The organism is Bradyrhizobium sp. Pa8, from assembly GCF_052588265.1.
In genome coordinates, this window is the sequence record NZ_CP176767.1 from 190521 (window position 1) to 204366 (window position 13846).

Sequence of the window (13846 nt, forward strand, 5' to 3'; positions counted from 1 at the left end):
CTCAGTTCACTTGCGCCCCGCATTTGCGCAGCAGCATCTTGGCGAAACCGAACGGCGCCGGCGTGAACGGGCCCGGTGGCGCCCGGGTGATCAGCGCGACGACGCCGAGCGCGACCATCGCGAGCCAGAAGCACAGCCAGAAGCCGTCGATATAGGCGAGCACATTGGCCTCGCGCTGCACCAGGCCCGCGAGCGTGCCGACCGCGCGCGCCTGCGCCAGGCCGGTACCATGGGCCGCGAAGTAATCGGCGAGCTGCTTGAGCCTACCCACCACATCGGCATCGCCGACCACAAGGTTCTGGCCGAGATAGAAGGAATGGACCTGCTCGCGCACGCGCAGCCACGTTCCCATCAGCGCGATGCCGATCTCTGCGCCGCCGAGCCGCATGATCTGGATGTAGGCGGCAAAGGAGGTGGCGCGGCTCGGATCGGCGTTCGACAGCAGCGTGACGATGAGCGGCAGCAGGATCAGCGACTGCCCGATCGCCTGGAGCAGCACGATGCCGACAAAATCCTCGCGCGCCCAGACATGGCTGAGCTGCGTGCCCCAGAGATTGGCCGCGGCAAAGCAGGCAAAGCCCAGCACCACGACGAACCGCGTATCGAAATGCCGCAGCAGCCAGATCGAGATCGGCACCAGCACGAACATCGGCAGCGCGCCATAGGTTAGCAGCAACATCCCGCTCTGCTCCGGCCGGAGCAGAACGACATTGCCGAGGAAATTCGGCACCAGCGACGAGTTGGAGAGGCTGGTCAGCGTGTAGAGCAGGATCAAGACCAGCCCCAACCCGACATTGCGCGAGAACAGCACGTTCACATGCGCCCAGGGCTGTCGCACCAGCGACTCGTTGACGAGGAAGCCTGCGAACAGCACCACACCGCTGACGAGCAGCGCCATCACCGTCCCCGAGCCCAGCCAGTCCAGGCGATTGCCCTGGTCGAGGCCGGCATAGATCATCGAGACCGCGGCGCCGAGCAGCAGCATGCCGCCCCAATCGGCCTCGCGCAGCAGTGTGCGGTTCACCGGCTCGCTCGGCGTGCCCAGATAAACCATCAGACCCATCAAGGGCGCGATCACGACGCTCTGCAAGTACAGCCATTGCCAGCCGAGATGGTCGACATAGAAGCCGACCAGCGAGCTCGACGTATCCAACGCAAAGCCGACCCGGATCGAATAGATCGAGATCGCCGGCACCCACCATCGGATCGGCAGGTTTCGTAACACGATCATGAGCGTCGCAGGCACGAAGGTGCCGAGCAGCAGGCCATGCACGACGCTGAGCGCGAGCAGCGTCGGATAATCATGCACGAAGGGAATGATCAGCGACACCGCGGCGTAGACGAGGCTCGGGATTCCGAGCACGCGGCGCAGGCCGAACACCGTCGCGAGCCATGCCACCGCCGGCGCAATCAGGATCTGCGAGCCGATTCCGGCGGTCGAAAGCCAGGCGCCCTCGTCGAACGAGAGCGAGAACGCACCACGCAGGTCCGGCAGGCCGACCGTGGTCAGCCGGCTGTCGAAATTGGCGAGGAACGAGCCGAGCAGCACCGCCGCCACGGCAAACAAGGGCTGTGGCGCGATGCCGCCGCGCGAGAGAGGTCCGCGGCCGGCATCGTCATTTTCCGCCATTCGCGGCCTTCGTGTCGATGCTGGTGACGACCGACATGCCCGGCACCAGCCGCGACAGCAGCGGCTGGTTGTCGTCGAACTGGATGCGCACGGGAATGCGCTGCACGACCTTGGTGAAATTGCCGGTCGCATTGTCCGGCGGCAGCAGGGCCACTTGCGCGCCGGTCGCGGGCGCAATGCGCTCGACCTTGCCGCGCAGCTTCTCGCGCGGGAAGCTATCGACGGTGATCTCGACCGGCTGGCCCGGCGCGACATGAGTGAGCTGGGTCTCCTTGTAATTCGCGATCACATAGACCTTCGGCAGCGGCACTACGTTGATGAGGTTCGTGCCGATATTGACGTAGTCGCCGGGCTGCACCTGGCGCTCGCCGACGACGCCGTCGAACGGCGCGGTGATCCTGGTATAGCCGAGCTTCAGCTTCGCGCTCGCCAGCGTCGCCTTGGCCGCCGCGACATCGGCGGCGCGCTGCTTCTTGGTGCCCTGCAGAACTTCGAGTTGATGCTGCTGCGCGGCGATGACGGCGCGACTGGCACGCACGTCGGCCTGCGCCTTCGCGTAGCCCGCGACGGCCTGTTCCAGCCGCTGCCGCGTGCCGGCTTCCGTCTGCGTCAGCGATTTCTGGCGATCCTGCTCCTGCCGGGCCTCGACTTCCAACGCTTCCGCGGACAGCTGCGCGGCCTGCGCCTGCGCGATGGTCGCATATTGCAGCTCGACCTGGTTGCTCAGATTGTCGAGCACGGCCTGCGCGGCGGCGACAGCGGCCTCGGACTGCGCGACCTGGGCCTGGTAGTCGGCGGGATCGATCTGGATCAGGAGATCGCCGGCCTTGACGCGCTGGAAGTCGGTCACCCCGACGGTCAGCACTTCGCCGGAGACGCGGCTTGCAAGCCGCGTCAGATCGGCGCGCACATAGGCGTCGTTGGTGGTCTGGACCACGGCGTTGCCGACCCATTCGTCGAAGCGCAGCGTCGCCAGTGCCACGAAGGCAAGCGCGACGATCACGGCGAACAGGGGGATCGCGAGCCGGCTCCAGAGCGAGCTCGCCGGCCGCTGCGTCGGCTTCGGCGGTGGAGCCGGTCCCGCGGCCGGCGGTGGCGATGAGATTTGTTCCTGCTGACTCACGACATGTCCCCAAAACCGGCTTGCTTCACATCGCCCCCCGAAACGACGGCGCCACCTCAGACCGTCTTCTCCGGCCATCGGCAGAGATCGTTGATCAGGCAAACCTCGCAGCGCGGCTTGCGCGCGAGGCAAGTATAGCGGCCGTGCAGAATCAGCCAATGATGGGCGTGCAACATGAACTCGGCCGGGATCACCTTTTCGAGACCAAGCTCGACTTCGAGCGGCGTCTTGCCGGGAGCGAGCGCGGTGCGATTGCCGACGCGAAAGACATGCGTGTCGACCGCCATGGTGTGCTCGCCGAAGGCCATGTTGAGCACCACGTTGGCGGTCTTGCGCCCGGCGCCCGGCAGTGATTCGATCCCGGCGCGCGTGCGCGGCACCTCGCCGCCGAATTCGCTGAGCACTTTTGCCGACAGCGCAATCACGTTCCTGGCCTTGGTGCGATAGAGGCCGATGGTCTTGATGGATTCGCGCAAGCGTTCTTCGCCGAGGTCGAGCATCTTCTGCGGCGTGTCGGCGATCTCGAACAATGCGCGCGTCGCCTTGTTGACCCCGGCATCAGTGGCCTGTGCCGACAGCACCACCGCGACCAGCAGCGTGAACGGATTGACGTGCTCGAGCTCGCCTTTCGGCTCCGGATTGGCCTTGCGGAAACGGCTGAAGACCTCGTGGATCTCCGCCGGCGTCCAAGGTTTGGTAGCATCGGGTCTTGTGGCCTTGAGCGATTTCCTGGCGGGAGCCGATTTCTTAGCGGACTTGGGCTTCGCAACAGTGGCCTTTGCCTTTTTCTTCGGCACGGACGCTTTGCGCGGGGCCGGCTTGCGGGTGATTTTCGCCATGATCGGGATATACTGAGGGACGATGAGCACAGGCAACGAAATTGAGCGCGAGCGATCTGAAAGCGGGACGGAGCCTCAGATCTACTCCGCGCTCCTGACGCCGCACCGCTCGCTGAACCGCACCGGCTTCCTCGCCGTGATGCTGTTCCTGAGCGTGGTGAGCTTTGCCACCGGCCTCGCCTTCCTGATGATGGGCGCGTGGCCGGTCTTCGGCTTCTTCGGCCTCGACGTGCTGGTGATCTGGTGGGCCTTCAAGGCCAATTTCCGCACCGCGCGGGCGCGCGAGGAGATTTCGGTCACGGCGTCCGAATTGCGGGTGCGGCGCGTCAGTCATCGCGGCCAGGTCGCCGAATGGACGTTCAATCCGCTCTGGGTCCGCCTCGACATGGAGGTCGACGAGGATTTTGGCATCGAGCATCTCTATCTGATCTCGCGCGGCCACCAGATCCAGATCGCCCGCTTCCTGGGTCCGGACGAAAAGGCAAGTTTTTACAAAGGCTTGGTTGAGGCCCTGAACGCTGCCAAGCGCGGCCCGACCTACAACCCGATCTCCTGAGTCCGGATCGGAAATCGGGTGGTTTCGGCCCGGCGCCACGCCTACATTTCCACCCATGATGACACTCGCCATAAATGACCAGCGCCTGGCCAAGCCGGGCTCCCAGAACGCCGCGTTGCGCGATTACGACTCCGTGCGCCGGGCGATCGCATTCATCTCGGAGAACTGGCGCACCCAGCCGGCCATCGAAGCGATGGCGGATGCGGCGGGCGTCACGCCGGATGAGCTGCACCATCTGTTCCGTCGCTGGGCCTCGATCACGCCGAAGGCGTTCATGCAGGCGCTGACGCTCGATCACGCCAAGGGTCTGTTGCGGGACTCCGCGAGCATTCTCGATGCCGCGCTCGACTCAGGTCTTTCTGGACCGGGGCGGCTGCACGATCTCTTCGTCACCCATGAAGCGATGTCGCCCGGCGAATGGAAGAACGGCGGCGCGGGCCTGACGCTGCGCTATGGCTTCCATCCTTCGCCGTTCGGCACGGCGATCGTGATCGCCACCGACCGCGGCCTGTCAGGCCTAGCGTTCGCCGACCCCGGTGAGGAGAAGGTCGCGCTCGCCGACATGACGCGGCGATGGCGCAACGCAACTTACGTCGAGGATCACGAAGGCACCGCACCGCTCGCACAGCGCATCTTCGACACCAAGCTGTGGCGGCCGGACCAGCCGTTGCGCGTCGTCATGATCGGCACCGATTTCGAGGTGCGGGTGTGGGAGACGCTGCTGAAGATCCCGATGGGGCGCGCGGTGTCCTATTCCGACATCGCCTGCAACATCAACAGCCCGAAGGCCTCACGCGCCGTCGGCGCTGCGGTCGGCAAGAACCCGGTCTCGTTCGTCGTGCCCTGCCACCGCGCGCTCGGCAAGAGCGGCACGCTCACCGGCTATCACTGGGGCATCACCCGCAAGCAGGCGATGCTGGGCTGGGAGGCCGGGCAGCTGGGGATGCAGTAGATTTCGTAGGGTGGGTTAGCCGAAGGCGTAACCCACCACTTCTGCCACCACGGAAACCAAAGAGGTGGGTTACGCCGAGCAGATGCGCTTTGCGCATCTGCAGGGCTAACCCACCCTACGATTCCGCAGCAGCTCAGCCCGCCAGATCCAGCTTCGACGCCACCGTCGAATCCGCATTGAGCCGGTAGATGATCGGCACACCGGTCGCGAGCTCGCGCTTCAAAATGCCTTCGGGCGAGAGCTTTTCCAGCACCATGATCAGCGCGCGCAGCGAGTTGCCGTGGGCGGCGACCAGCGTGCGCTTGCCGTTGAGCACGCCGGGCAGGATCTCCTGCACGTAATAGGGCAGCGCGCGCGCCAGCGTGTCCTTCAGGCTTTCGCCGCCGGGCGGCGGCACGTCGTAGGAGCGGCGCCAGATCAGCACCTGATCCTCGCCCCATTTCTTGCGGGCGTCGTCCTTGTTGAGGCCGGAGAGATCGCCATAGTCGCGCTCGTTCAGGGCGAGGTCCTTGGAGGTCGGCAGGCCCTTCTGGTCGAGTTCGCCGAGAATGAGATCGAGCGTGTGCTGCGCGCGCGTCAAGACCGAGGTGTAGGCGACGTCGAACACGAGGCCCTGCGCTTTCAGCTTGCGGCCGGCTTCCGTGGCTTCCTTCACGCCGAGCTCGGTGAGATCGGGATCCTTCCAGCCCGTGAAGAGGTTCTTCAGATTCCACTCGCTCTGACCGTGGCGCACGAGCACGAGGAGACGTTCGCTCATTGACTGCTTTCCATTCAGGTTATTGTTGAGGAATGATCTTGGCGGAAAGGCGCTTCACATCTTGCGCTAACGCGGCCCTTCGGGTCCGGTTCATGCTCCGGCTCGCTCAGATGTCTGCGAGACCGAGCACGTCGGCCATGGAGTAGTGCCCCGGCTTCTTGCCATGCGCCCACAACGCCGCCTTGAGCGCGCCGTGTGCGAACAGCATGCGGTCTTCGGCGAGATGCGACAGCGTCAGGCGTTCGAACGGACCGAGGAAGGTCACGCTGTGCTCGCCGGCGACGGTGCCGCCGCGCAAGGAGGCAAAGCCGATGTCGCCCGGCTTGCGCGCGCCGGTGATGCCGTCGCGGCCGCGGTCCGAATGCTCCTCGAGCGAGATGCCGCGGCCGGCGGCAGCGGCCTGGCCCAGCATCAACGCAGTGCCCGAGGGCGCATCGATCTTCATGCGGTGATGGGTTTCCACGACCTCGATGTCGAAGCTCTCGTCGAGTGCCTTGGCGACGCGCTTGACCACCGCGGCGAGCAGATTGACGCCCAGGCTCATATTGCCCGACTGCACCACGACCGCACGGTTGGTGACGCTCTTGATCACGGCGTTGTCGGAGGCCGACAGTCCGGTGGTGCCGATGACGTGCACGATACCGCGCTCGGCCGCGATCGCGACATTGGCGATGGTCGCCGCCGGCACGGTGAAATCCAGGATGCCGTCGGCGTCCTTCGACATCGCCCAGAGATCGGCCGAGAGTTTGATGCCGTTGGCCGGCAGGCCCGCGAGCACGCCGGCATCCTTGCCGAGCAGCTCCGAGCCGGGCGCCTCCAGGGCTCCCGCCAGCACCGCGCCTTCGGTGTCGGCAATGGCTCGTGCCAGCGCCCGGCCCATCCGGCCGCCTGCTCCAGCAACAATCAAACGCATATCGGACATGGTTCACCCTCTCCACGCCCTATAGCGGGAGCGGGCCGTTCCGGCAACCGATCAGGCCTTCAAAAGGCCCTTGGCGCGGGTCTCCCCGAGCACGGTCGCAATGCTAGAGCACGAGCTCCAGGTCTTTCCTGAGCACGATCTGGCCATCGCGCTCGACAACATAAGTGGCCTTGTAGGAGCCGCGTTCCCACCCCCCGGGAGGTCGCTTCTTTCCCGCAAAGAGCATGAATTGCGCCTTGTTGGCCTGAAGTGGTGCAGACCGATTTTCCGCGATGACGTTGTCGAGGGGATCCTTGATGACCAGCCATTGCGCATCGCCCGCCTTCAGCCCGATAGCCCGCACGAACGCGACGATCGCCGTCGAACTGGCGGACGGCATTTGGCTCTCGGCGCTGCCGTCCTCGATGAGTTCCATCGTGACCGGCCCCGTCGTAAAACCCGCATTGAGGATGGCTCGTTCCTGGTACTCGAGTTTCGGGCGGAGGGCAGCAAGCCAGAGCGATTGACCGCCCTCGCAAGACGCGGGACGAACGCCATACGCAAAGGGATCGACGACCGCACCATTGTGCCTCACGGTGAAATGCAGGTGAGGATACTCCGTGAGGCCGGAGAGTCCGACACGGCCGATCGGCTGTCCGAGGTCGACCTTGTCTCCGGGCTTGACCAACACACTGCCGGCGGCGAGGTGGCAGTACTGGGTTTCCCACTGCTCCGGATGTTCGATGACGACGCCATTGCCACATTCGGCCTCGCGCACCGCTTCGCGCCCCGATTTTGTGAAAGCGCCGTCCGGAGCGTCATTGCGTGTACGAAGAATGCGGCCGCCCGCCGCTGCGCGCACGTCGACGCCGGCCTTTTGCACTGCCAGTGAGGGCAAACGAAAATCGGTGCCGTTGTGGTCGTCATAAGTCAGCGTGCCGCATTTGTAATCTCGCGCCGACCGCGACGGATCGAGATCCGTGTAATTCTGGATGTAGCAGGTACGGCCAGGCTCGCAGGCAATCGGAAGTGACAATTGAATGCTCTGGGCATGGGCAGGGAAGCCGGCCCCGGCCAATGCCAGGGCAGCGAACGCTCGGTAGAGCAAACCTGCGCAGCTCATTCGCCTCGACATCGCGGAGAACCCCGTACTCAGTCAGGCGAATGCTTGCCGGCCGTCCGCAATCTCATCGGACCCTCTTCGTCCAATCGACCGTCGGAGGGCGGTCGGCTCACCCAGTTCTCGCGCCTGCCAGCACCAAAAGGCGATTGGGTGAGATGATACAGAAGAAAGAATTCCGACTGTCGATTGATCCCCAATTTGAGCATGATCCTCTTGGTGTAGGTTCGCACCGTTGCCTCGGTCAGCCCAAGCTCGGCTCCAATATCGCGAGGGCATTGGAATTGAAGAATCCGGGCAACGATTCTTTCCTCAGCCCAGTTCAACCCGAAGGCAGATGCAATGCAGTGCGCGCCCTGCACGTCATCGAATTGCGGCACGACGACGAGGGCCTGTCCCAGCTTGTCATGCGTTGGAACAGCGCCGATCTTGGCGAAGGCGAACTGCTGACGATCCATCGAGAGCGGTACCGTAGTGTTGAACCATCCATGAGTCCCGCTCTCGATCAGCACTTTCCCGATTGCCCCCCGCAAGCTTTCGGTCACGGAAGCGCATGAGCCAGCGAGCCTGCCTCCATCAATCCTGAGCAGCTCGCGCTTGGCAAGCAGCACGCGTCCACCACGATTGACTGCGTAAATGTGCAGGCCCTGGTCCACGACGATGGCGGGAAAGGTCAGCTCTTCGAGCCAGAGTTGCGCATCGACCTGCCCCGGCGCTTGCCGGGCAAGTGAATGAGCGGCCTTCCATAACGGGCGCACGGTATGCGCCAAACCGGGAATCTCCGAGGCCGCAAGCGCGGCCGGTCGCCATCCGGCCACGAATACGACCGTGGTTCGATCATCGGAAGCAAACCTGCCAATGACCGAATGACTCTTTACCGGGGGTTCCGCGCCGATCAACTTGCGGACGAAGGAGGTCCGGGAATTGATCGGCTCGAGCGAGGCGACATCCTCGGCGGTGCCCTTGCGCGCAAATCGCTCAACCATCGTCGCGCATGACGGGTCGGTAGGAGCGTCTCCGATTCTGGCTTCTTCCAGCCCGGAGGCGGAGAGCATGGCTACGTAGCAGCTCCGGCAACCGAGCAACTCCGCCATCGCCTTCGCGAAATATTCCATTGCGGCCTGTTGTGGGCGCGGCTCCGGACAAGACCCTGACGGACCGCATCCGTCATTGCCTTGCTTCGAGGCGCGCTCGACGCAATCGGAACGAAAATCATCCTGTGCGGAAGGTAGTGCCTTACTGCACTCATGCACGGTCGCCTCCCTCATAGGCCGGCCCAGCCCTTACCAGCGCTTAATTCTCCCTGAACGCACGGTTGATCCGTAACGTCATCGGCTGCAAAAGATATTCCGCAAAGGTTCGTTCCCCCGTCTCGACAAATATCTCGACAGGCATTCCAGGCATCAATGTGGAGATGTAGGAGGCCGTCGGTGCGTTGGCGTCCAGCTCAACCTCGGCCAAATAGGAGCTGTCGCCGGAACGGGTGTCGGTCAGTGCGTCTGCCGCAACGCCGACGACCCTTCCCTCGAGCATCGGCCGGCGGCGAATGTTCAGCGCGTGAACCCGCACGCGCGCCATCTGTCCGACATAGACCTCTTCCCGATCGGCAGGCTTCAATGTCGCCTCGATGACAAGCCGATCTTGCGTCGGAACGATTTCCAAAAGGGTTTCCCGAGGTCCAAGCACGGCATTGAGGTCCCTGCTGTTGAGGCCGACGATCCTTCCACTTTCCGGGGCACGTAATTCAGACCGGGCAAGCTGGGCACGCAACGCGGCAATTCGATGTCTGAGGTCGCCGATTTCCTCGCTCGTCGCATGCCGCTGCTTGGCGATATCCTGATTTTGGTTGAACCCCAACTGCCGGCGTCTGTCCTGCAACTCCGCGATCTTGCCCTGCATCTCCGAGATTGACGCGGCATTGCGATCGACCTGTCCAGCGGCCTCCGCTTCGGCGCGTTGCAAGGCCAGCAAACGTGGTTTCCGGGCGAGGCCCTTTGCGAGGAGATAACTCGTGTCGGCGATCTCTTCTCGCAACAGCTTGAGCTGCTGTTCAAGTCCTTGGGTGTTGCTCTGCAGGCCGCGGATGGTGTCCGCGTTTTGCAGCATCTGCTGATCGATCACCTTGCGCTCGTTCTCAATCGCGGCCAGTCGCGCGGCAAATTCGGCCTCCTGGGTTTGAATGGCGATACGTGCGGAGAGACGGGTCGCACTTTGCCGCAATTCGTCCGGAAACCGGATTGACTTCGCGGCGTCTTGCTCCGCCGCCAGACGGGCCTCCATTGCCAGGTCGGCAAAGAACTTCGTTTCGAGGGAACCAAGGGTCGCTTCGATCTGCGCGGTGTCGAGCCGTGCAATGAGTTGACCGGCTTCGACGTGATCGTTCTCCCGGACATAGATCGATTTGATGATCCCGCCTTCCAGATGTTGCACCGCCTTGCGCTTCGAATGGACCTTGATGAATCCTGGTGCCACGACGGCGCCGCGGAGCGGAACGGTGGTCGCCCACAAGCCGAAGCCGCAAAATTGCAGGACGAGCAATACACAGCCCCATGCGATGATCCGTCGCATGTCGGATCTCGGTTGCTCCGTCGGCCACGTCTTCGACCGGCCGGCAACAGGCGCGGACATCGCGGACGCATGACCGGTCTGCATCATGGAATGACCCTCCTGCTCGGCAGCCTTTGAGGCTCGACATTGCGAGGGAGCCCTGCCGAACCCGGTACCGGTGCCGGCCGCTGGGCGCGAAGAACATCATATGGCGGTCCGAAGGCGATCTGGTTGCCGTCCCGCAACAGCAGCACGGCATCGGCGATGGTCAACAGCCGCGGCCGGTGCGTGACGATCACCGACGCCGCGCCGCGCGCTTTGGCCGATTGAATGGCGGAGCACAACGCTTCTTCGCCGTCCGGATCGAGATTGGCATTGGGCTCATCCAGCAGGATCAATTTGCGATCGCCGAAGAAGGCGCGTGCAAGACCAATGCGCTGACGCTGGCCACCGGATAGCCTGCAGCCGTCGCGGCCGATCTCGGTCTGGTAGCCGGCCGGAAGGGACAGGATCATCTCATGCGCCTGCGCGAGCATGGCCGCGGCGACGATAGCCTCGTCCCGTGCGCATTCATCAAACCCGGCAATGGCCTCGGCCACCGTTCCATCCAGGAGCTGCACGTCCTGGGGGAGATAGCCGACGAATTGCCCAAGCTGGTCGGGATCCCAGGTATGGAGTGCTGCGTGGTCCAATCGGATCGTACCGGTGGTCGGCCGCTCGAGGCCTGCCATCAAGCGCAGCAATGTGGATTTTCCGGCGCCGGTCGGTCCGATCACGACGACAAGTTCGGACGGCCGGCATTGAAAGGATATGCCCGCGAGGATGGGACGCGGCGTCCCGCCAATCCGGAATGTCACCCGTTCGACCTGGAGGATGCCGGCTGGCGGTGGAAGCAACGTCTTCCGCGGTCGCGCAAGCACCGGCATCGCGGCGTTGCAGACCTGCGTCCACGCGTCCTGCGCAGATGCCAACGCGCGCCAAGCCGAGACCAACCCTTCCATGGGCTGCAATGTGCGCGCTATCAGGATAGAGCTCGCGATCAGACTGCCGGACAGCACCTCGTTCTGGAGCACGAGCCAAGCACCGCATCCGATCGCGGCAATCTGCAGAATGGTCCTGACCATTCGCGCGGCGGCGCTTATCGTGTAGATGCGCTCGCTGGCCCGCACCACCGGAGACAGGGCTTCATCATTGAGGCTCATGAATGCGCGGATGGCGCCCCGGGTCCAGCCCATCGCCCGCACCACGCTGGAGTGCCGGACGATTCCATCGAGCAACGCCTGCGTCTTCAACGCGGCCTGCGAAGCCTGCGCAATTTCGCCGCGCGCGATCCAGTGGCTTGCACCCCCCATCGCCAGCAGGACCCCGACCCCGATCAGGGCTATGACGCCATACCAGGGGTGCAGGAAGAACAGGATGAGAATAAACACCGGGAGGAACGGAGCATCTATCAGCGATGTGACCGTTCCGCTCGACAGGAAAGTTCTCAACTCGCGGAGCTTGACCAGATCGTGCTGCCGGCCGTCGCCCGGCGCCGCGCCGGTGATGCTGCCTTCAAGGATGATCGGAGCGAGGCAGTGCTCGAACCCGACCGCGAACCGGCTCAACAGGCGGTTACGAAACGTGTCGAAGGCGGCGCTGAAGGCGAGAGCGCCGACGGCGATGACGGTGAGGCCGACAAGCGTCTCGACGCTTCCGCTGCTGAGCACGCGGTCGAACACTTCGATGGAATAGAAAGGTACGACCAGCAGCAACAGGTTTACGGACACGCTGAAGCAGACGATCCACACCAATGCGAATCGTCCCGGAATCAAGGCCACCAGCAATCTCTGACCAGATGCTGGGATCACACCACGGTTACGCGAGTACATAACTTGCCGGCACTATCACTGACTGAAATGAGGGCGGGGCGGCCTGACAGCCGCCCCGCTACTAGTCGGCACTAGACAACGTCAACGGCCGTATAACCCGCGGCAGTGTTGATGTCGTCGATCGACTCGAACGGTGTCGCGCCGCCCGTGATGCCATCGAGCTGGATGGCGCCGAAGCCGAAATCCAGCACGGTGTTGGTGCCGTCGTCGTCCACGACCACTGTAGCCGGGTCAAAGCCTGGCGGAGCGTCGACAACAACGGCATCGCCATCGGCAAAGCTGAGATCGGTGACTTCATCGTTGCCGAAGTTCGTGGCTGTGTTGTCGCCGAAATTGAGCGTATCGGTACCAGCACCGCCCGTCAGCACATCGTCGCCGAGTCCACCGTTGAGGACGTCGGCGCCATTGCCGCCGTCCAACTCGTCATCGCCGTTACCGCCGCTCAGGGCGTCATTGCCGGCGCCGCCCGACAGGATGTCAGCCCCAGCCTCGCCGTTCAGGACATCGGTGCCGTCGCCGCCATCGAGCGTGTCATCTCCGGCGTCGCCGTCGAGCGTGTCGTTGCCGGTTCCGCCGCTCATTTCGTCATCACCGGCGCCGCCGCTCATGGCATCGTTGCCCGCGCCGCCGGCCATCTCGTCGTCTCCGGCATCGCCGAACATCGTATCGTTACCGGCGCCGCCGTCCATGATGTCGTCGCCCGCGTCGCCGTGCATGGTGTCGTTGCCATCGCCACCGTCGAGCGTATCGGCGCCCAAACCGCCGTTCAGGATGTCGTCACCGGTACCGCCGTTCAGCAGGTCATTGCCAAGTCCGCCGTTCAGCGTGTCGTTGCCGGCATCGCCATTCAGAGTGTCATCTCCGAATCCACCGGTAAGTACGTCGTTACCGTCGCCGCCATTCAAGACGTCATCGCCGGCGTCGCCGCTCAACGTATCGTCGCCGGCGTCGCCCCACAGGGTGTCGGCACCCGCGCCGCCATGAATGTCATCATTGCCGTCGCCGCCGTGGATGCCGTCGTCGCCGGCGTCACCAAAGAGCTGATCAGCGCCGGTTCCGCCATCGATGGTGTCGTCGCCTTGGTCGCCATGGATGATGTCGACGCCGGCATTTCCGTTCAGCGCGTCGTCGCCCGCGCCGCCGTTGATCGTGTCATCGCCATCGCCACCGGTGATCGTATCGATACCGGCATTTCCATCCAGGGTGTCGTTGCCGGCACCGCCATCGATGGAATCGTCGCCCGCGCCGCCGCTTGCGGTGTCATTGCCATCCAGGCCAGTAATGGTGTCGTTGCCTTGAAGGCCAAAGATCTGATCGTCTAAATTCGTGCCAGGCAACACATCGTCGCCTGCTGTTCCGATGATCAGTGCCATGATCTCCGCTCCCTTTGCATGGAAATGCGCGACGCGGGTCGCATTGCGGCCCGTCATGGACGTCGCAGATTTCGGGTTTGGCTTGATGCCCACCACGGATCGATGTGGGCTCCGATCAAGCAACCTTGGATGAAAGGAGAGCGGTGCAGCAATCCCCATTTGGGGACAAAAGAATAC

Annotated in this window: 12 protein-coding genes; 2 read left to right on the forward strand and 10 right to left on the reverse strand. The window is 63.8% G+C overall.

Features of this window, described 5'->3' with window-relative positions; translation table 11 throughout:
* Window position 1: 1 nt before the first annotated feature.
* Genes ACKWRH_RS00820 through nth form a run of 3 tightly spaced genes read right to left on the reverse strand, consistent with a single transcriptional unit; the run spans window position 2 to window position 3592 of the window.
* Entirely contained in the window at window positions 2–1630 is a 1629-nt protein-coding gene (locus ACKWRH_RS00820) for an MFS transporter (protein WP_445218933.1), read from the reverse strand.
* Window positions 1617–2753, reverse strand: a complete 1137-nt coding sequence (locus ACKWRH_RS00825; RefSeq protein WP_445218934.1) for an HlyD family secretion protein — start codon at window positions 2751–2753, stop codon at window positions 1617–1619. The genes ACKWRH_RS00820 and ACKWRH_RS00825 overlap by 14 nt, the downstream gene beginning before the upstream one ends.
* Window positions 2754–2809: 56 nt before the next feature.
* Window positions 2810–3592 carry an endonuclease III gene (gene nth / locus ACKWRH_RS00830; protein WP_445218935.1) on the reverse strand — a complete coding sequence of 261 codons (783 nt, stop codon included), beginning with the start codon at window positions 3590–3592 and terminating at the stop codon, window positions 2810–2812.
* A gap of 22 nt (window positions 3593–3614) precedes the next feature.
* Between nth and ACKWRH_RS00835 the strand changes: the two genes are divergently transcribed.
* Both ACKWRH_RS00835 and ACKWRH_RS00840 read left to right on the forward strand, forming a co-directional pair.
* The gene (locus ACKWRH_RS00835) at window positions 3615–4148 is read left to right on the forward strand and encodes a DUF2244 domain-containing protein (protein WP_445218936.1); all 534 of its coding nucleotides are present in this window, start codon (window positions 3615–3617) and stop codon (window positions 4146–4148) included.
* A gap of 55 nt (window positions 4149–4203) precedes the next feature.
* Window positions 4204–5100, forward strand: coding sequence for a methylated-DNA--[protein]-cysteine S-methyltransferase (locus ACKWRH_RS00840; protein WP_038932694.1), 897 nt, complete (start codon window positions 4204–4206; stop codon window positions 5098–5100).
* A gap of 133 nt (window positions 5101–5233) precedes the next feature.
* Here the strand turns inward: ACKWRH_RS00840 and ACKWRH_RS00845 are convergent, their stop codons facing one another.
* The 7 genes from ACKWRH_RS00845 to ACKWRH_RS00875 all read right to left on the reverse strand — a co-directional run bounded on the left by ACKWRH_RS00845 (window position 5234) and on the right by ACKWRH_RS00875 (window position 13669).
* Entirely contained in the window at window positions 5234–5857 is a 624-nt protein-coding gene (locus ACKWRH_RS00845) for a 2,3-bisphosphoglycerate-dependent phosphoglycerate mutase (RefSeq protein WP_014490847.1), read from the reverse strand.
* Between the two features lie 106 nt (window positions 5858–5963).
* On the reverse strand, window positions 5964–6779 hold the full coding sequence (gene dapB / locus ACKWRH_RS00850) for a 4-hydroxy-tetrahydrodipicolinate reductase (RefSeq protein ID WP_445218937.1): 816 nt from the start codon (window positions 6777–6779) through the stop codon (window positions 5964–5966).
* A gap of 103 nt (window positions 6780–6882) precedes the next feature.
* The gene (locus ACKWRH_RS00855) at window positions 6883–7836 is read right to left on the reverse strand and encodes a M23 family metallopeptidase (protein ID WP_445218938.1); all 954 of its coding nucleotides are present in this window, start codon (window positions 7834–7836) and stop codon (window positions 6883–6885) included.
* A 74-nt stretch (window positions 7837–7910) separates the two neighbouring features.
* Window positions 7911–8993, reverse strand: a complete 1083-nt coding sequence (locus ACKWRH_RS00860) for a helix-turn-helix transcriptional regulator (RefSeq protein ID WP_445218939.1) — start codon at window positions 8991–8993, stop codon at window positions 7911–7913.
* A 178-nt stretch (window positions 8994–9171) separates the two neighbouring features.
* Window positions 9172–10533, reverse strand: a complete 1362-nt coding sequence (locus ACKWRH_RS00865) for an HlyD family type I secretion periplasmic adaptor subunit (RefSeq protein WP_445218940.1) — start codon at window positions 10531–10533, stop codon at window positions 9172–9174.
* Window positions 10530–12215 carry a type I secretion system permease/ATPase gene (locus tag ACKWRH_RS00870; RefSeq protein ID WP_445222598.1) on the reverse strand — a complete coding sequence of 562 codons (1686 nt, stop codon included), beginning with the start codon at window positions 12213–12215 and terminating at the stop codon, window positions 10530–10532. The genes ACKWRH_RS00865 and ACKWRH_RS00870 overlap by 4 nt, the downstream gene beginning before the upstream one ends.
* 152 nt (window positions 12216–12367) lie before the next feature.
* On the reverse strand, window positions 12368–13669 hold the full coding sequence (locus ACKWRH_RS00875; RefSeq protein ID WP_445218941.1) for a calcium-binding protein: 1302 nt from the start codon (window positions 13667–13669) through the stop codon (window positions 12368–12370).
* Window positions 13670–13846 lie beyond the last annotated feature (177 nt).

What these genes read in the sequence shown, in the direction of transcription:
- ACKWRH_RS00820 (WP_445218933.1), bottom strand. Translation starts at nt 1,630, where the DNA reads ATGGCGGAAAATGACGATGCCGGCCGCGGACCTCTCTCGCGCGGCGGC.
- nth (WP_445218935.1), bottom strand. Translation starts at nt 3,592, where the DNA reads ATGGCGAAAATCACCCGCAAGCCGGCCCCGCGCAAAGCGTCCGTGCCG.
- ACKWRH_RS00835 (WP_445218936.1), top strand. Translation starts at nt 3,615, where the DNA reads ATGAGCACAGGCAACGAAATTGAGCGCGAGCGATCTGAAAGCGGGACG.
- ACKWRH_RS00840 (WP_038932694.1), top strand. Translation starts at nt 4,204, where the DNA reads ATGATGACACTCGCCATAAATGACCAGCGCCTGGCCAAGCCGGGCTCC.
- ACKWRH_RS00845 (WP_014490847.1), bottom strand. Translation starts at nt 5,857, where the DNA reads ATGAGCGAACGTCTCCTCGTGCTCGTGCGCCACGGTCAGAGCGAGTGG.
- dapB (WP_445218937.1), bottom strand. Translation starts at nt 6,779, where the DNA reads ATGTCCGATATGCGTTTGATTGTTGCTGGAGCAGGCGGCCGGATGGGC.
- ACKWRH_RS00860 (WP_445218939.1), bottom strand. Translation starts at nt 8,993, where the DNA reads ATGGAATATTTCGCGAAGGCGATGGCGGAGTTGCTCGGTTGCCGGAGC.
- ACKWRH_RS00865 (WP_445218940.1), bottom strand. Translation starts at nt 10,533, where the DNA reads ATGATGCAGACCGGTCATGCGTCCGCGATGTCCGCGCCTGTTGCCGGC.
- ACKWRH_RS00875 (WP_445218941.1), bottom strand. Translation starts at nt 13,669, where the DNA reads ATGGCACTGATCATCGGAACAGCAGGCGACGATGTGTTGCCTGGCACG.